The organism is Cyanobacterium sp. Dongsha4, assembly GCF_036345015.1.
Classification (GTDB): domain Bacteria; phylum Cyanobacteriota; class Cyanobacteriia; order Cyanobacteriales; family Cyanobacteriaceae; genus PCC-10605.
Window position 1 is genome coordinate 2,536,028 of record NZ_CP084098.1, and the last position, 17,639, is coordinate 2,553,666.

Annotated in this window: 16 protein-coding genes and 1 pseudogene; 8 read left to right on the top strand and 9 right to left on the bottom strand. The window is 35.3% G+C overall.

Features of this window, described 5'->3' with window-relative positions:
- Positions 1-242: 242 nt before the first annotated feature.
- Positions 243-2,408: an EAL domain-containing protein gene (locus Dongsha4_RS11070; protein ID WP_330202449.1), complete on the bottom strand. Its 2,166-nt coding sequence runs from the start codon at positions 2,406-2,408 to the stop codon at positions 243-245.
- Between the two features lie 308 nt (positions 2,409-2,716).
- Between Dongsha4_RS11070 and Dongsha4_RS11075 the strand changes: the two genes are divergently transcribed.
- Both Dongsha4_RS11075 and Dongsha4_RS11080 read left to right on the top strand, forming a co-directional pair.
- Positions 2,717-2,854 carry a photosystem II reaction center protein K gene (locus Dongsha4_RS11075; RefSeq protein ID WP_330202450.1) on the top strand — a complete coding sequence of 46 codons (138 nt, stop codon included), beginning with the start codon at positions 2,717-2,719 and terminating at the stop codon, positions 2,852-2,854.
- Between the two features lie 149 nt (positions 2,855-3,003).
- Complete coding sequence (locus Dongsha4_RS11080; RefSeq protein ID WP_330205425.1) at positions 3,004-4,059, top strand: glycosyltransferase family 4 protein; 1,056 nt, start codon at positions 3,004-3,006, stop codon at positions 4,057-4,059.
- Here Dongsha4_RS11080 and Dongsha4_RS11085 read toward each other — a convergent pair.
- Together Dongsha4_RS11085 and urtA are read right to left on the bottom strand one after the other, a co-directional pair.
- Positions 4,056-4,472 carry a hypothetical protein gene (locus Dongsha4_RS11085; RefSeq protein ID WP_330202451.1) on the bottom strand — a complete coding sequence of 139 codons (417 nt, stop codon included), beginning with the start codon at positions 4,470-4,472 and terminating at the stop codon, positions 4,056-4,058. The genes Dongsha4_RS11080 and Dongsha4_RS11085 overlap by 4 nt on opposite strands.
- Positions 4,473-4,674: 202 nt before the next feature.
- On the bottom strand, positions 4,675-5,985 hold the full coding sequence (urtA, locus tag Dongsha4_RS11090) for an urea ABC transporter substrate-binding protein (RefSeq protein WP_330202452.1): 1,311 nt from the start codon (positions 5,983-5,985) through the stop codon (positions 4,675-4,677).
- 101 nt (positions 5,986-6,086) lie between these two features.
- Between urtA and Dongsha4_RS11095 the strand changes: the two genes are divergently transcribed.
- The gene (locus Dongsha4_RS11095) at positions 6,087-6,707 is read left to right on the top strand and encodes a TVP38/TMEM64 family protein (protein ID WP_330202453.1); all 621 of its coding nucleotides are present in this window, start codon (positions 6,087-6,089) and stop codon (positions 6,705-6,707) included.
- Positions 6,708-6,820: 113 nt separating this feature from the next.
- On the opposite strand, the gene Dongsha4_RS11100 is transcribed toward Dongsha4_RS11095, so the two are convergent.
- Together Dongsha4_RS11100 and Dongsha4_RS11105 are read right to left on the bottom strand one after the other, a co-directional pair.
- A complete protein-coding gene (locus Dongsha4_RS11100) occupies positions 6,821-8,476 on the bottom strand; it encodes an alpha/beta hydrolase (protein ID WP_330202454.1) in 1,656 nt (551 codons plus the stop codon).
- A gap of 350 nt (positions 8,477-8,826) precedes the next feature.
- Positions 8,827-9,497 (bottom strand): annotated as a pseudogene (locus Dongsha4_RS11105) (IS982 family transposase).
- Between the two features lie 181 nt (positions 9,498-9,678).
- On the opposite strand from Dongsha4_RS11105, the gene hisH reads away from it, so the two are divergent.
- Complete coding sequence (hisH, locus tag Dongsha4_RS11110; protein ID WP_330202455.1) at positions 9,679-10,302, top strand: imidazole glycerol phosphate synthase subunit HisH; 624 nt, start codon at positions 9,679-9,681, stop codon at positions 10,300-10,302.
- A 108-nt stretch (positions 10,303-10,410) separates the two neighbouring features.
- Positions 10,411-10,818: a hypothetical protein gene (locus Dongsha4_RS11115; RefSeq protein WP_330202456.1), complete on the top strand. Its 408-nt coding sequence runs from the start codon at positions 10,411-10,413 to the stop codon at positions 10,816-10,818.
- Positions 10,819-11,140: 322 nt separating this feature from the next.
- On the opposite strand, the gene secF is transcribed toward Dongsha4_RS11115, so the two are convergent.
- From secF to Dongsha4_RS11130, 3 genes are all read right to left on the bottom strand, one after another.
- Complete coding sequence (secF, locus tag Dongsha4_RS11120; protein WP_425590794.1) at positions 11,141-12,088, bottom strand: protein translocase subunit SecF; 948 nt, start codon at positions 12,086-12,088, stop codon at positions 11,141-11,143.
- A 150-nt stretch (positions 12,089-12,238) separates the two neighbouring features.
- Positions 12,239-13,651 (bottom strand): protein translocase subunit SecD, encoded by a 1,413-nt coding sequence (gene secD / locus Dongsha4_RS11125; RefSeq protein WP_330202458.1) that lies wholly within the window; start codon positions 13,649-13,651, stop codon positions 12,239-12,241.
- A gap of 113 nt (positions 13,652-13,764) precedes the next feature.
- The gene (locus tag Dongsha4_RS11130; RefSeq protein ID WP_330202459.1) at positions 13,765-14,748 is read right to left on the bottom strand and encodes an alpha-ketoacid dehydrogenase subunit beta; all 984 of its coding nucleotides are present in this window, start codon (positions 14,746-14,748) and stop codon (positions 13,765-13,767) included.
- 125 nt (positions 14,749-14,873) lie between these two features.
- Between Dongsha4_RS11130 and Dongsha4_RS11135 the strand changes: the two genes are divergently transcribed.
- From Dongsha4_RS11135 to Dongsha4_RS11145, 3 genes are all read left to right on the top strand, one after another.
- On the top strand, positions 14,874-15,230 hold the full coding sequence (locus tag Dongsha4_RS11135) for a single-stranded DNA-binding protein (protein ID WP_330202460.1): 357 nt from the start codon (positions 14,874-14,876) through the stop codon (positions 15,228-15,230).
- Between the two features lie 6 nt (positions 15,231-15,236).
- Entirely contained in the window at positions 15,237-16,382 is a 1,146-nt protein-coding gene (locus Dongsha4_RS11140; protein ID WP_330202461.1) for a glycosyltransferase, read from the top strand.
- A gap of 130 nt (positions 16,383-16,512) precedes the next feature.
- Positions 16,513-17,235: a sugar transferase gene (locus Dongsha4_RS11145; RefSeq protein ID WP_330202462.1), complete on the top strand. Its 723-nt coding sequence runs from the start codon at positions 16,513-16,515 to the stop codon at positions 17,233-17,235.
- 136 nt (positions 17,236-17,371) lie between these two features.
- On the opposite strand, the gene Dongsha4_RS11150 is transcribed toward Dongsha4_RS11145, so the two are convergent.
- Complete coding sequence (locus Dongsha4_RS11150; protein ID WP_330202463.1) at positions 17,372-17,626, bottom strand: FeoA family protein; 255 nt, start codon at positions 17,624-17,626, stop codon at positions 17,372-17,374.
- Between the last annotated feature and the right edge of the window lie 13 nt (positions 17,627-17,639).

The window sequence follows — 17,639 nt, forward strand, 5'->3', positions numbered from 1 at the left end:
GATGAGAGGAGGAAGTAGAGGCTTAGGGTTTGGGGTGGTAGGGGTTGAATATATTTTTAACGTTAGTTCAGGTTAAGGCAATTTTATCGTCATTTCTAAGAAGCTATAAGGTTTTCTGACTACGAGTTGGGATGCTTTCAGCTTATCCAAAACTCAGGTTAATAATAGTTAAAATCGGAAACTGACAAAAGACGGATAACTCCCTGACATCACTTTTTTTATCAACCCCTTTTTACCAACCCCTAATTATTGATTGTCTTTTGCCCATAACTTGTCATAAAAGCCATAAAATCTTCTCTAATCAAAGGCTCACTAACTAACCATCCTTGAATTAAATCGCACCGAAAATTTTTCAAAATTGTTTTTTGTTGTTCAACTTCCACTCCTTCTGCCACAACTTTCATATCGTAACCTTTCGCCAAAGTAATGATAGCCGAAACTAAGGCTTGATCTTGAAAATTAGTAACTAAATCTGTGACAAAAGACTTATCTATTTTAATAAAATTAAAAGGAAACTTTTTCAAATAACTTAAAGAAGAATAACCTGTACCAAAATCATCGAGAGAAAATTTAACTCCCAAACTAGATAATTCCTTGATAATTGTTTCTGTTTTTTCACTATCCTGCATTAAGATACTCTCTGTAATTTCGATTTCCAGATACTGAGGATTGAATTGTGTTTTTCTTAAAATCTCTTTCACCTTGTCAGCAAAATTGTCTTGTTGAAACTGTTTTCCCGAAACATTAACCGCAATCATAATCGGGGGATAACCCAAATCAAGCCATTTTTTGCCCTCTCGACAAGCCATTTCTAAAACCCATTCTCCAATAGAAATAATTAACCCTGTTTCTTCCGCTAAAGGGATAAACTTAGTCGGTGACACGATACCCAATACAGGATGTTGCCAACGCAATAAAACTTCAACTCCTTCAAGAGTATTGGTTTTTAAGTTAAGTTGAGGTTGATAAGTTAAAAATAATTCTTTATTTTCAAGGGAATTATATAAACCATTTTCTAACTCAAATAATAAAGTTTTTTCTTTATTAAGAGTGTTCGTATAAAATTGATAATTATTCCTACCCATCTGTTTTGCACGATAAAGGGCAATATCAGCATTTTTAATTAAATGTTGTTCATCATTACCATCTTCTGGATATATAGCAATTCCAATACTACAAGTAGTAAAAATCGTATATTTTTCAATAGAAAAAGGCTCTTTTAAAATATTAATAATTTTTTCAGCTACCACTTGAGCAGAAGTTTTTTTGGTTATTTTTCCCGAATCTTCATGGTTGATTAACTCCAAAGGGGTAATTAAAATAAATTCATCTCCACCCCAACGGGCTAAAAAATAGTCAGAAGGAATCACAGATACAAGTCTATGAGTAAAATACTCTAGCAATTTATCTCCGACGCTGTGACTCAATGTATCATTAATATTTTTAAATCTATCAATGTCAATAAACAAAACAGCAAAAAACTGTGAAAGTAGGCTTTCTTTTGCTTCTTGAATATTTTTATTTATTTGCCAATAAAAAAAATCTCGATTAGGAATACCCGTAAGAGAATCGTGTAGTGCATGGTATTTTAGTTTTGCTTCGGAATTTTTTCGCTCTGTGATGTCAAAAATATAACTTCTTATCACATTTTCCTTTGATAAATAATGAATATACTGTTCATAATGCTTATCTTCTATCTCTATTTCTCTGATAATTAATTCACCATGATGCTCTTGTGAGACTGGTTTTAAGCCTTTTATGAGGGGATTATCTTGGTGTGTTTGTTTCAGCAAGTCTTCAAAGTTCAGTTTTGCAGAAGGATTACAATAAATGATATTGCCACTGAAATCAAATTCTAAAATAGGGTTAGGAGATAATTCGGGAAAAGAAGCTAATCTTTGTATATCGTAATTTTCAAGGCTATTTTTAAGATTTAATTCTGAGACAATGAGAGTGTCTTGAAGTTTTTCCCTTGCTAAGTTACTGTTAGTTAGGGGTTCGGTCTTAGATTTTTTAGAATTTAGATCACAAGAGGGATAAATGACTGTATTTTCGGAAACTTCCTGCTTATAAACCGCTTGATTTTCGTTACTGCCAAAGGCAATTAAATCACCATCTTGGAGAGAATGATGTATGATTTTTTTTCCGTTAACTAAAGTTCCATTTTGACTTCTTTTACCTTCTAAGTCTCCATCTATTAATATATACATACTTTCTCCGTTGGCTGAATCCTTACGCATTAAAGTCGCATGATGTCGAGATACGGAGGGAGAATTGAGGCGAATAGAATTGTTAGAGTGACGGCCAATAAAATATATTCCTTCTGTCAGTTGAAAGGTTGTGTCTTCCGTACAATCATCACACAGAAAAAGTAAAAGATGATTATTTTTATTGGCTGAGTCATTCATTGATGATAGACTATAATTTTAGAGAGTATTTAATGAAGTTTAAATTAAGATCACGACATTCTTATAGATTCAGGATAGCAATTCTTTTTTTATCTTAAACTATGTTAATTATGGCATTGTAATGATTATTGAATTGTGGTGTTTCCATGAAAATTTAGTTTTGATGATGATAATTGAAAAAATTAATTGAACCAAAGTTCGGCAATAAAACTTTACATTTAATGAAGAAAGTATATCATTGACCGCCGATGATGATAATATATATTACCAATTAGAAAAATTAGTTTAGTAAGGAACAATTAATTAACATGGAAGCAATGATGTTATTGGCTAAATTACCAGAGGCTTATGAGATTTTTAAGCCTTTAGTGGATGTTTTACCTGTTATTCCCTTATTCTTTTTGTTATTAGCTTTTGTATGGCAGGCTGCCGTAGGCTTCAGATAAACAGTTTTGTTATTATTAATATTTACAAATAAGCCCGTGTGAGTGAATATGGTCACAACATGGGTTTTATTTATGTTTTGATATACATTCATAATGTTGTTATTCAAAGATTAAGAGATTAGGAAGAGGGAAACATAATTAAGTCTATGATGAAAAAAGTTTTAATTTTATCTACTCCTGTGGGTGCATTAAGTTCGGGCATTGGTGGCGGTGTAGAATTAACTATTTATAATCTGATTCAAGAAATGCAAGGGCGTGGTCATATTATAAAGGTAATAGCTCCAAAAGGATCTTTTTTTGATCATGCTGATATTGTGGAAATTGAGGGAAATTTACATACTCCTGCCCAAACTCAAAGTCGGCAAACTCCTGTAATTATGCCTGATAATTCGGTTTTAGCCAATATGCTTGATTATGCTTATCAGGTGCAATCTGAATACGATGTAATTGTTAATTTTGCTTTTGATTGGCTTCCTTTTTATCTTACTCCTTTTTTTTCAACTGCGATCGCACATTTTATTAGTATGGGTTCTCTTTCTGATAGTTTAGATCAGATTATGGGAAAAATAGCAACACAATTTCCTTATCAATTTGGTGTTTACACTCAATCTCAAGCAGATACCTTTCCTTTTGCCGATAAATGTCAATGCTTAGGTAGCGGTATCGATTTATCTTTATATCAGTTTCAACCTCAACCGAAAAAACAATTAGCATGGTTAGGAAGAATAGCCCCAGAAAAAGCCTTAGAAGATGCAGTAAAAGCCTCGGAAATCACAAACATTCCCTTACTAATTTTCGGTAAAATTCAAGATCAAGAATACTGGCAAACCATTCAAAATCAACATCCCTCAGCCCCAATTAAATATCAAGGGTTTTTATCTACCAAAGATTTACAAGCACAACTGCGTGACTGTTTAGGATTGATAATGACTCCTCGTTGGGTAGAAGCCTTTGGAAATGTTGCCATTGAAGCTCTTGCTTGTGGAGTTCCTGTAATTAGCTATGCTAGAGGTGGCCCTGCCGAAATTGTTACCAATGGTAAAACAGGATTTTTAGTAACGCCTGATAGTGTAGAAGATTTAGCAGTTGCCATTCAACGTCTTCCTCAAATTAATCGCTATGATTGTCGTCAGGTGGCAGAAGATGTTTACTCTTTACCTGCATGGGGCAACCGTTTTGAATCGTGGTTAGACTCTTTTATTTAATCTAAAAAATCTGTTAGAATTTCGTCTGGTTCATCATATATATCTTCATCATCAAAAGAATGGGTAATATTTCCTTTTTCTATATGACGAGGGTTGATTTGATATTGTAGATTTTCCACCAGTTTTTCTAAGAGACGAAATCTAGCTTCTATTTTTTCTAACTCTAAATTTTTTTCTAACTCTAAATTTTTCCCTTCTAATACAGTCAGACGTTGGTTTAATTTTTCATAGTCTTGGGTTAAATTTTCTAATTTTTCATGCTCTAAACTTTCACCTAAATAATTGCCGATAATATTAGCAATTAATTTTTCTAAAGATATATTCTTTTTTTGGGCAATATCAATTAATTTTTCTTTCCACTTAAAATCAATGTGAATACTTAAAACTGATATTTTATCCACTTTTGTGTCCATTATTTATGATTGAAACTTTAATTAAATAATTAAAAATAATTTTTATAAATCTGACAAAGATTTTTTGAACACCCAAACACCTTAAGGGGTGAATAAATTCAACCCCCATCCTAATTTCCTGCTTTTTATGGAGAAACGAAAAACTGCGGTCACCGAAGTTGCGGCTACGCAGATCGCGCTTCTGATTGAATTATTGTCAGAATTAGCTCATTTTATATTTACCACCTTTAGCCGGATCTGTCCAGTCACAAGCAAAGCCTTTAGTTTCAGCTACATATTGATTCCAAGGTACTGGGTCAACAGGTGCATCTGTGGCAAAGACAATATCAAATAAACCGTCATCTCTTACCTGTCCGATTCTGACTGTTTTAGAAATATGATGATTTGGTTGCATGGTGACAAGTCCTTCAGGAGCTTGTAATGACTGACCAATTGCGGCACTTCTTACAGGCTCTAAATCAGTTGTACCAGCGGCTTCAACGGCTTGTTTCCAGAGATAAACCATAATATAAGCGGCCTCCATAGGGTCATTGGTTACTCTGTCTTGACCATATTTAGCACGAAAAGCCTCTACAAATTTGGTGTTTTCGGGACTTTCTACAGTTTGGAAATAGTTCCATGCGGCGTAATGACCTTTAAGATATTCTACCCCAATTTGTCTAACCTCTTCTTCGGCAATACTTACAGACATAACAGGATATTTATCTGGAGTTAAACCTGCGGCTTGAATTTGTTTGAAGAAAGCAACGTTACTATCTCCGTTTAAGCTATTAAAAATAACACCGCCGTTGGGCAGAGCGGCTTTTATCTTAGTAATAATGGGAGTAACTTCCGTATTGCCGAGGGGTAAATAATCCTCTCCTACGGTTGTGCCACCTTTTGCTTCTAATTGGGCTTTAATGATGGTGTTTGCCGTTCTGGGAAATACATAGTCAGAACCAACGAGGAAAAATTCCTTGCCTTTATTTTCTAATAACCAGTCCACCGCAGGTTCAATTTGTTGGTTAGGGGCGGCACCAGTATAGAAGATATTTTTAGAGCATTCTTGTCCTTCGTATTGTACGGGATACCATAACATATGATTTTTGGACTCAAATACAGGTAAAACAGCTTTTCGACTAGCAGAAGTCCAACAGCCAAATACTGTTACTACACCATCTTGATCAATTAGCTTAGTTGCTTTTTCCGCAAAGGTAGGCCAATCAGATGCACCATCTTCGACAATCGCTTCGATTTGCTTTCCTAAAACTCCGCCACTGGCGTTAATTTCTTCGATCGCAAGTTGTTCAGCTTCCACAACAGTGGTTTCACTAATAGCCATCGTACCACTAAGAGAGTGCAAGATTCCCACTTTAATGGTATCCCCTCCACCACCGGCAGGAGTTTCCGTAATGGTATCCGTAGCGGTATCATCAGCAGGAGGAGGAGCATCAGCACAGGCTTTGAGGAGTAAACTTGTTCCTAATGTAGCCGATCCGTAAAGGAGAAATTTTCTTCTACCCAGTCTTGACATAGTATTATTTTTACTAATTATGTTGTTTTAAACTAATTAATAGTAAAGATAAGGTTAAGCATATTTTGTATTTTTGGATACATAATTTTCGGGAGTGATTAGTGAAGGGTAAATTAATTGTTGTAACGGTAATTTTGATCTGTTTAACAGGGGTTAGTATTGTTTGGATGGGAGGGATTCAACCCGAAATTTTCCATGAGCAGGTAAAGAGACTAGGAATTTTTGCACCGATAATTTATGTATTGTTATATATTGTCGCTACGATTTTACTTTTACCCTCAACTCCTTTAAATGTTAGTGGTGGTTTAATTTTTGGTTTTCAATGGGGTTTATTTTGGACTGCGATCGCAGCTATTGTGGCCGCCATAGCAAGTTTTCTCTACGCTAGATTTCTGGGACAAAATTGGGTCAGACAAAAATTTGGTAGTTACCTACAAAACCTTGATGAAGAAATACGAAAAGGAGGAATGTGGTATATTTTCGCTATTCGTCTTTTACCTTTAATTCCCTACGGAATAGTCAATTATGGTGCAGGTTTGACTTCTGTTACCCAAAAAGATTATTTATTTGGTACGGTTTTCGGTACAATTCCAGGAATTTTTCCTTTTGTGATGATAGGAGCAGGTTTAGCCGAGGGCAATATATTACCTGTAACTCTTGCCTCTGGTTTGGCTGGTTTACTATTATTCGGGGCAACTTGGTTTAAAAATAAATCAAATTAACTATACTAAATAATTTAGGCAATCGCTTACAATACAACGAATGCCGTCGAGGAAATTTCCCAGTTAACAAGTATTCATAGGAAAAGATTTTTCCAGCAGAGAGATAAGCTATATTACTCTATATTATTTTCCTCTTTAAAACGCTCGATCGCATCCTTTAATTTATCAACAGAAGTCAAGGTAATGAAATCGAGCTTATAATCCTGATTTTCACTCAAATATTGAGCATAGGAAGACTGCAAATAAGGAGCATAATCCTGATTGTCATTCAAATAAATCTCAAAAAAAGCCAGAGAAATACCTCTGACATAACCTGCAATTAAATCTTGTTTCGGCAAAGCTAAAGCAATTGTTGAATCCAAAGCCTTTTTTATACCCCCATCTAATTCATCTATATTTACATGAGCTTGTCCTTCAATTAAAGCCCAATATTTATCTTCCATTTTTAACCAAGTAAAAGGCAATGCTTGTTCAATGGCAGGGGGAGTAGCAGGGTCATCACTACCAGAACCAAACATCACAGGAATCATAATTTCACTTAAACCTTTTTCTCCAAAAATATAACGATTGACAGGATTAGCGGCAAACACAGCCCCAACACGGTTATCTCTAAATTGATAATTTTGTCTTGGTAACTCTAAAGCTCGACATTCCAACAGAATTGCCAAATTTAAACCCAAATAAGGAGTATTACAAGCCTCCTGCAAGTAGTCAAAATCAATAGTTGCCCCAGCAATTGCCAAAGCAGTATAACCACCAAAAGAATGCCCTGTAACTCCCACATTTTTTAATTCTAGTAATCCCTGAAAATCTTTAGAATTACGTCTTTCTAACTCATCAATGACGAAACTAATATCTAGGGGACGATTAACAAAATCGTTAACATCAAAAATATTACCATTCAAGCCTTCAAACATTTCTTGTAAATAAATAATATCACTTCCTACGTGTTGAGGGGCGGCAATCAAAAATCCATGAGACGCAATATGATTTAAGTTCTTAGAATAATCTTCAGGACGAGAAGATAACCCATGAGAAAAAATAATCACAGGTACTTTTCCTTGTAATCCTTGAGGTATATAAACATCAACATAAAAAGAGCGATCGCGACTCTCATCTTTCAACTGCCACACCTGCTTTTCCACTTGATATTTTCCCTGTAAACGAATATCAGGTAATTCACTATAGTTAAAAGAACTATTTTGAGCCTCCTCATTCGTCCAAAGACGCATACTTTCCACTAAAGTATCTGTAGCTTTTATGATTTTTTGTGCGTGTTCTGCTCCACCCATCACTAACTCACCTTGTATCTGCAAATTAGTGGGATATTTTTTTAAAACATTCATTAAAGTCAATCCTGTGTCTTCATCCAAAGCAGATTGAATAATTGCTCCCCGTAAAGCGATACCTCCATTTTCTCCCCCCTCAAGGGTAATTCCTTTCCCCAAACGTAATAGAATTTGCTCCCCCATTTGAGTATTAAAAAAGCGAGAAACCTTCACACCATCTATATCAAGTTTTTTATTCAGAAATTCCCTAAATTTATTTTGTTGTTCTGGACTAACTCTTTGTAAATATTGTTGTAAATCTTCATTAATAATACCATCTTCAGCAAAAGACTCTAAAGACTCAACTTCCACAGATAATTTAAGAGGCCCATAAGTAAAAAAAATTTTCTCAGCCGCTTCAGTTTTGATAGGAATAGCCGTTAAACAAGCAGAAAAAAAACCAAATAAAACAACAGATACTTTAGAGGAAGTCAGTTTCATAACCTTTATTCTCAGAACAATTTATTAATAAAATCCTATTCACTATCGATTTTAGAATTAATTTATTAAAAGCTATAGTTTATGTATTTTTCTTAATATTCTTTTCTATTCCCTGTTGTCGTTGTTGTTTTTATTAAGGTAAACATACAATTAATTTTACTTAACCTGAGTTCGGGATAAATTTTCATTTATGAGTGATGGAGAAAAGGGCAGAGGGCAAAGGTAAAAGGTAAATAGTTGATAATTAATAACTTCTAACTCCTAACTCCTAACTTGTTTTCCCCTAATACCCCAAAACCCTAAGCCCCCACTTCCCTTATACCCTGACACCTACTAACCCAAGTTGCTAGTTATAAAAAAGAATGTTCTAATGTAAAAGCAAAAATAAATGATGAAATTTTTAGTAAAAAGCCTTCAAAGGTAACTGCATGAATGAATTTCGGGAATCTTCTGGTGATCTGACTAAAAACTGTTTCAATAAAATGACGAGTTGATTGCTTGAGATAATTTGCCCATGATTCATCTTTTCGTTTGGATTTGTTTTTTCTGATTACCTTTAACTTTATCCGCTCTAACTCCGCTAATTCATCTTCTACTTGATAATCATTAAATGCTTTATCACCGTAAATTTCACTATTTTCTGGGAGATTAAACGGTAATAAATCCAAACCTCTAACATCATTGGCATGACCCAGTATATATGCCCATTCAACTGGAGTTCCATCTTTGGTACTGAGTAAATGTATTCTTACACCATAAAAATAACGTTTTTTGGAAGCGATATAACCTCGATAATCTTCTGAATTGACCAGCTTACAACGATTAATTCGAATATTGTCGCATATTGGTACAGGAAAGGAATCAAGCAAGTAATTGATTTCCCCCAAAAAAAAGAGATGATGTTAAACAAGAAGTGATAACTTCTGCGTCACTCATAATTCTACGAGCGTCTTCACGGTGAGCGATCGCCTTTAATTAAGTCATCAACAATCACATAAATCTCGAAAATTTCGTCAATCATTTTTCCTTCTCATAAATATATATATGAGAATTTTAGGATTTGGTTATAAATTTATCCATAACTAGCAACTCGGGTTATTATTTTATTCTATACACAAAAAGGCTTTAACTCATTATTTATGCAACAAAGCCCCTTCAAACTGTAAAATTTAGACTTAATTCCTTTTAAATTAGATACTTTCATGACTACAATTGCCGTAATAGACTATGATATGGGAAATTTACACTCCGCCTGTAAGGGGTTAGAAAAAGCAGGGGCAAATCCTATCATTACCGATTCACCTCAAGTAATTGCCCAAGCTGATGGAGTGGTTTTACCCGGAGTAGGATCATTTGATCCAGCAATGCAACATCTGCAACAACGAGACTTGGTGACACCGATTCAGGATTTTGTGAAAAGTGGTAAGCCCTTTTTGGGTATTTGCTTGGGATTACAGATTTTATTTGAGTCATCAGAAGAAGGCAAAGAGTCTGGTTTAGGTATTATTAAAGGTCAAGTTAAGCGTTTTCAATCCGAACTAGATTTAACCATTCCTCACATGGGATGGAATAACTTAGACTTAGTTCAGGCACATCACTCCCTTTGGCAAAATCTTCCTGTATCTCCTTACGTTTATTTTGTTCACTCTTATTTTGTTTCTCCTGGTGATTCTCAGGTTATTGCGGCACAAGTTACTCATGGCTCACAAACTGTAACGGCTGCGATCGCATTTGAAAATATTATGGCAGTACAATTTCACCCCGAAAAATCATCTGACTATGGGTTACAAATTCTCACTAATTTTGTTGATATGGTAAAAAAATAAATTGAGGAGGAATTAGGAATAAGATTTTTGAATTATGATCCTAAAAACAAAGAAAAGAAATCAATTATAATTCATCTAAAATAGAAGAAAAACTAACTTCAAAAGAAAATGAATAATTTTAGCAAGATTTGTTGTGTGTTTTTTATTTTATTAAGTAGTAATTTTTCTGATAAAAAAGCCTTAGCACAAATTCAATCAACTCCTTCTGAAAATCTCCTCAGAAATCGCTACTATTTCAAACTAGGATTACAACAAGTAGATAATATTTGCCAGTCTTTCACCAGTTCCAGTCTTAAAAATGATTGCAATAAAATATTGAGTGAAACTACTTTTTTTGATCCTGATGCAGTTTTTTTCTGCGAACAAAAATTTAATATATCTTCTCGAACTATCACTTGCTTTAAATATATTCAAGATAAATTCTATGTAGAATCAGAATTAAAAGACTGTGGAAACTCAATGAATTATTCTAATATTTTTAAATGTTTAAGCAAAAAAGGAAGACCATATATTTAACATGATTTCAGAGTAAATTTTTCTGCTTATGGTAGAAAAAAAGGCAAGGAATAAACCTGAGTTCGGAGTTAAACCTTAGATATATTGACACAAATAATAGATAAATTGACTTTACATCTTTTTTCTTAAGTTTAACAGTTTTTATCGGTACAAACAGAATTAATTATTACTCTTAATACCTCATCCCACAAGGTTTTTCACATCGAACTCAGGGTTAATTAAAAATTAGTTTCCCTCTGTCATCCTTTATCCCCGCTCTCCTCATTCTTCCGCTAAACCGCCAAAACTAATCCTATCTGATATTCTTAATAGCGAACTCAGGTTAATTATTTTCAACAATAACAGGATTTTCCCAATTAGTTTTTTTCCGCCACCATCCTAATAATGTACTAGCAACAAAAATACTAGAATAAGAACCAGCAAAAATACCAATAATTAAAGCAAGGGCAAAATATTTTAAGGTTTCCCCTCCAAAGAGAAAAATTGCTACTAAAGGTAATAGAGTTGTGACACTGGTGTTTATAGAACGGGTTAAAGTTTGATTGACGGCAACATCAATAATTTCATTCATTGAATCAGCATTGCTAGTTTTACTAATTTCCCTGATTCTGTCATAAATAACGACAGTATCGTTAACCGAATAACCGATAATAGTTAACAATGCTACAAGAAACAGAGTATCAATTTCTAAGCCCATAATCAAACCTAAAATGGCAAATACTCCAGAAGTAATTAACACATCATGGAATAAGGCAACAATGGCAAAAATTGCGTAATCGGTTTGGAAGCGGAAACTTAAGTAAACGACAGTACCAACGAAAGAAACAAGTAAGGCTAAAATACCAGAGACAAAAAGTTCTTTTCCTATGGTAGGCCCTACCGTATCAATTTGGGTACTTTCAGCTTTAAATACACCTATTTTCTGTTGTAGGGCATCTTGAAGTTTTGTTCTTTCTTCCACATCAAGAGTTTTTGTCCGAATAGAAATACCCTGTTTTTCTTGTCCAACTATTTGAATACTACTGTTACCTAAATTTTCTTCTTCTAATACTTCTCTTACCTCATTGGCAGTCAAGGCACGGGAGCAATTATCAGGTACAGTACAATCTAATTCTATTTGTAAGCGAGTACCACCGACAAAATCAAGACTAGGACGAATCACACTACCGATAGAAGAATAGGAAATAATCATCGCCACAATACTGCCCAGACAAAGAATAGCGGATATTGTCCACCATAATTTTTCCCATTTAACAACACTAAATTTAATCATAAGTAATAGGTAATAAGTAATCTAATGAGTTCGGAGTTCGGAAAAAGGCTTCAGGTTTCAGGTGTTGGGGGATTGAGGTGTTGCGGTATTTGGTAGAAAATAATTAATTACCTTTGCCCCTTGCCCTTTGCCCTTTGCCCTTTGATTTTAATTATTAACTGCTTTTAGATTTGGGCAGAATAGTTCAGGGCGTTGACGCACCGCAGGAAAACCTAACACAGTAATTAGTAATAAAGTACGACTACAAGTTAAAGCAGTAAACATACTAACTACAACCCCAATAGCTAAAGTTAAAGCAAAACCTTTGACTAAGCCTGAGCCTAACCAAAATAAAGCGGCACAAGCAATTAAAGTCGTTACGTTTCCATCTAAAATGCTGGAAAATGCTCGATAAAAACCAGATTCTACCGCACGGTAAAGGGTTTTTCCATCTCTTAATTCTTCTCTAGTGCGTTCAAAAATCAACACATTGGCATCTACCGCCATACCGATACTGAGAACAAAACCTGCAATACCGGGTAAAGTTAGGGTCACTCCTGCTAGGGAAAAACAAGCTAAAGTTAGTAAAGCATAAATAATTAGGGCTATGTCCGCCAAAAATCCGGGGAGACGGTAATAAATGACCATATAGACCAAAACAAGGGCTAAACCTACTAAACCAGCGATAATACTGCGACGAATACTATCTTGTCCTAGGGTTGCCCCTACTGTGCGATTTTCTACTATTTTGACGGGTAAGGGTAAAGCACCACCTTCTAGTTGTAAGGCTAGTTCTCTGGCTTGTTCTAGGGTAAAGCCTCCACCTCCTGAAATGGTTGCTCTTCCTCCCATAATTCCTGTACTGGCATATTCAGCACTAACGGTGGGAGAACTAATTAATTCGTCATCGAGAAAGATACCTAAAGTTCTACCAGTACCTGCAATTTGTTTAGTTAATTCAGCAAAAAGTCTTCCTCCTTCGTTGTTAAATTCTAAAACTACTTCCCAATCATTACCTTGAGGGGCAGGTTGAAAATTCGCTCCCTGTAATTTCTCACCGTTTAACTCAGTTTTTTCATACAATTGCGTTGAAAGTTCCTCAATTTGTTTTTCAACAGCTTCAATTTTGCTCTGTTGTGCTTCTAGGGCTTCTCCCTGTAGGGATTGGGCTTGAAAAATTAAACTCGCTAATTCTTGCTGTTTGATTTGATACTCTGCCCGAATTTCTTGGTTATCGGTTTCCACACGAAAATCTAGTAAGGCTGTTCCCCCTAAAACCCTTTCTGCTTCTTCGGGATCACTAACGCCGGGTAATTGAACTAAGATGCGATCGCTCCCTACAGTTTGCACTACCGCCTCAGAAACTCCTAAACCATTGACTCGATTACTAATTACCGATTGCACCCCTTGTAATTTTTCAGGGGTAATTTCAGGCACTTGGGGGGTAGTTTCTAGCTGAATTGTTAACTGAGAACCGCCTCTTAAGTCTAAACCTAATTGTAGAGGCAAATTTATCAAAGTTACGATCGCTGTTGCCACTAAAATAATAATTAAAATTATAAAAGCCCTTTGTCTTTCCATTTATATAAATAAGCTAGTTTATATTTAAAATCTTCTGATGAAGATAGTGAATAGTTAATAATTGATAGTTAATAATTAATAATTCAAAACTCCGTACTCCAAACTTCTAACCCCTAAATCTGATTATTCATAATCTTGCGTACCGCATCGACAATTTGTTCTGGTTGTACGATAGTTAAACGCTCTAAAGTTCCATTATAAGGAGTGGGAATATCTTGAGATGAAAGACGAATAACAGGAGCATCTAATTCATCAAATAATTGGTCATTAATTGAAGCAGTTAACTCCGCACCAATTCCTCCAGTTTTCATACATTCTTCTACGATAATGACTTTATGAGTTTTACGCACAGATTCGCCAATGGTTTCCATATCTAAAGGCTTCAAGGAAATTAAGTCAATGATTTCAGGATCATAACCATCTTTTTCCAATTGTTTTAAAGCCTGTAAACAGTGATGTCTCATGCGAGAATAAGTCAGGATAGTAACATCTTTACCTTCTCTAACTATTTCTGCTTTATCTAAGGGCAAAGTATATTCGTAGTCTGGTAAGTTCTCTTTTAAATTGTATAATAAAACGTGTTCAAAAAACAGTACGGGGTTATCATCTCTAATGGCAGATTTCATTAAACCCTTAGCGTTGTAAGCAGTAGAACAAGCCACAATTTTTAAGCCCGGTACAGCCTGAAAATAGGCTTCTAAACGTTGAGAATGTTCTGCACCTAATTGTCTGCCTACCCCTCCAGGACCTCTAATCACTGTAGGAATTTTAAAGTTACCCCCAGAAGTATAACGTACCATCCCGGCATTATTAGCAATTTGGTTAAAAGCAAGAAGAAGAAAACCCATGTTCATCCCTTCAATAATGGGGCGTAATCCCGTCATCGCCGCACCAACTGCCATTCCTGTAAAGCTATTTTCTGCAATGGGAGTATCTAAAACCCTAAATTCTCCGTATTTCTGATATAAACCCTTTGTTACTTTGTATGATCCACCATAATGACCGACATCTTCACCTAAAACAAATACTTTGTCATCTCTTGCCATTTCTTCATCGATAGCTTGACGCAAAGCATTAAACATTAATGTTTCTGCCATCTATATTCCTTTATATACTAATTTTTAATATTTACAGCAAAGATGATCTTATCATTTTTTCACAACCTGAAGATAATTGGAATTATATGCTAATATGATATTTATTTAGTACATAGTTACCTAGTATGAGTTTAAATATAGTACATTTAGTAGGAAGAACAGGGACAGATCCTGAAATTCGCTATTTTGATTCAGGTTCGGTTAAATGTCGTCTTACTTTAGCGGTTAATCGTCCCACAAAAAAAGATGATTCCACTGACTGGTTCGAGTTGGAAATTTGGGGCAAAACGGCAGAAGTTGCGGCTAATTATGCAAAAAAAGGTAGTTTAATCGGCGTGCAAGGTTCTTTAAAAATTGATACTTGGAGCGATCGCACCACTGGAGAAAATCGTTCTAAGCCAGTAATTAGAGTGGATAGACTTGATTTATTGGGGTCAAAACGAGACAATGAAAACTATAACCAAAATAACGATAATTTTTAACCATTAATGAAAATCGCTCTGGTACATGAATGGCTTACCCCAAAAGCAACGGGAGGTTCAGAATTAGTAGTCAAGGAAATTTTACAGTTTATTGATGCTGAGGTTTTTGCTCTCATTGACTTTGAATCGGTAAATCCCCATAGTTATCTGTATCAGAGAGAAATCAAAACTACTTTTTTGCAACACTTTCCTTTTAGTGGCAATGGTGTGCAGAAATATTTACCTCTGTTACCCCTTGCCATTGAACAACTCAACCTTACTGAGTATGATGTGGTGTTATCTTCCTCCCACGCAGTGGCTAAAGGAGTGATTACTCGTCCTGATCAACCTCATATATGTTACTGCCATACCCCGATGCGTTATGCTTGGGACTTAACTTTCGATTATCTAGATCGCACCTCTGCAGGAAAAGGGATTCAGGGCATTTTCACCCGTTATTTACTCCACCAATTACGCCAATGGGATGTCATCTCTGCTAATCGAGTGGATTTTTTTATTGCTAATTCCCATCACACAGCAAGAAGAATTTGGCGTTGTTATCGTCGTCAGGCAAAAGTAATTTATCCCCCAGTACAAGTTTCTCAATTTCCCTTCAAAGCAGAAAAATCTGATTATTATCTCACCGTTTCCCGTCTGGTTAGTTACAAAAAAGTTAGTATGATTGTGGAGGCTTTTAACCGTAACGGTTTACCCCTTGTGGTCATTGGAGAAGGGGCAGAAATGGACTATATAAGAGCGATCGCCAAACCGAATATTACCCTTTTGGGTTCAGTGGATGACAAGACTTTAAAAGAATATATGTCCAACGCTAAAGCCTTTATTTATGCCGCCTGTGAAGATTTTGGCATCGCCATTGTGGAAGCCCAAGCCTGTGGAACTCCCGTGATCGCGTATAGTGGAGGAGGTGCATTAGAAACAGTGATTGACATTAGAAATAACAGTCAACAAGGTACAGGAATATTATTTTCTCCTCAAACAGTAGAAGGTTTGCTCGAAGGGGTAAAAACTTTTACTATATTAGAGAAGGAATTTAAACCAGAAAATGCTCGTATCCAAGCTGAAAAGTTCAGTGCTGAAACATTTAAACAAGATTATCTGGCTTTTTTTGACCAATGTTGTCAAAATTTTGAGATCATAAGGTTTAAAAATTGAATTTTCTGGTCATAATACTAAATAATAAAACACAAAATTAAAATTTAAAAACAGAACAGATCATAATAATTGTCCTACTAGGCAATTTTCCGTATCTGTAATTATTTATGGTGTGAAGTGAAGGAGAAACATGACAGCAAATAGCCAACTTGTCTCTGTAAAGGTAATTCAAAGTTTGGCAAGACGGGGGTTAATTCGTCTCTCTCGTCAATCAAACCGCGATCGCATTAAATTTACTAGAGAATTCTACAAACGAACCTTTGACATTGTCTTTTCGGCTTCGGTATTAATTCTATTTTCCCCTCTGTATGCAATCCTTGCTCTCTTGGTGGCTCTTAGCTCTCCTGGACCTATTTTCTATGCCCAAGAAAGAGTTGGAAAAAATTATCGGCATTTTAAATGTATTAAATTCCGTACGATGGTAGTTAATGCTGATCAAGTGTTGGAAAAAATGTTATCGGAATGTCCAGAAAAAAGAAGGGAATTTGAGGAAAATTTTAAGCTAAAAGAAGATCCTCGTATCACTTGGATTGGCAAATTTTTGCGTTTGACTAGCCTTGATGAATTTCCCCAATTTTGGAACGTTTTAATGGGGGATATGAGTGTGGTGGGTCCTCGCCCTCTTGTTCCTGATGAGTTACATAAGTATGGTAGTAAAATGGAACGAGTTTTAACCGTCAAGCCTGGTATAACAGGCTTATGGCAAGTTTCTGGGAGAAATGACATCCCCTATCCTCAAAGGGTCTTAATCGATGTTTACTATGTTAATCATCATAATTGGCTTTTAGACCTGTGGATTATTATTAAAACCATTGGGGTTGTTCTTTTTCCTCAAAATAATGGTGCTTATTAGATTGGACATTTGGGGTATTGGAGTATTAGGGTATTGGGGGGAAACAAGTAATGAGTTCGGGGTACTGTGTTAGGAGTTAAGAGTTAGAAGTTATTACTTATCAACTATTCACTATTTACCCTTACTCTTTACCCTTTCAAATATTATTGACTAATACTAAATCCGCCTCTTGAGAACGAAGTGCGATCGCAGTTGTGCTACCAACTTTAACATGGAGAGTTCCCCCTAACCAAGATTTACGAATTACTTTCACCTTTTTTCCCGACACTAAACCGAGAGACTGAAAACGAGTGGTTAAGGCTTGACCATGAATACCCGTGATAATCTGGTTAATGATAGCTGTTTTTCCACATTCTAAATTGGTTAAAGGAATATTATTATTTGATTTCATAGTTGTTTTGGCA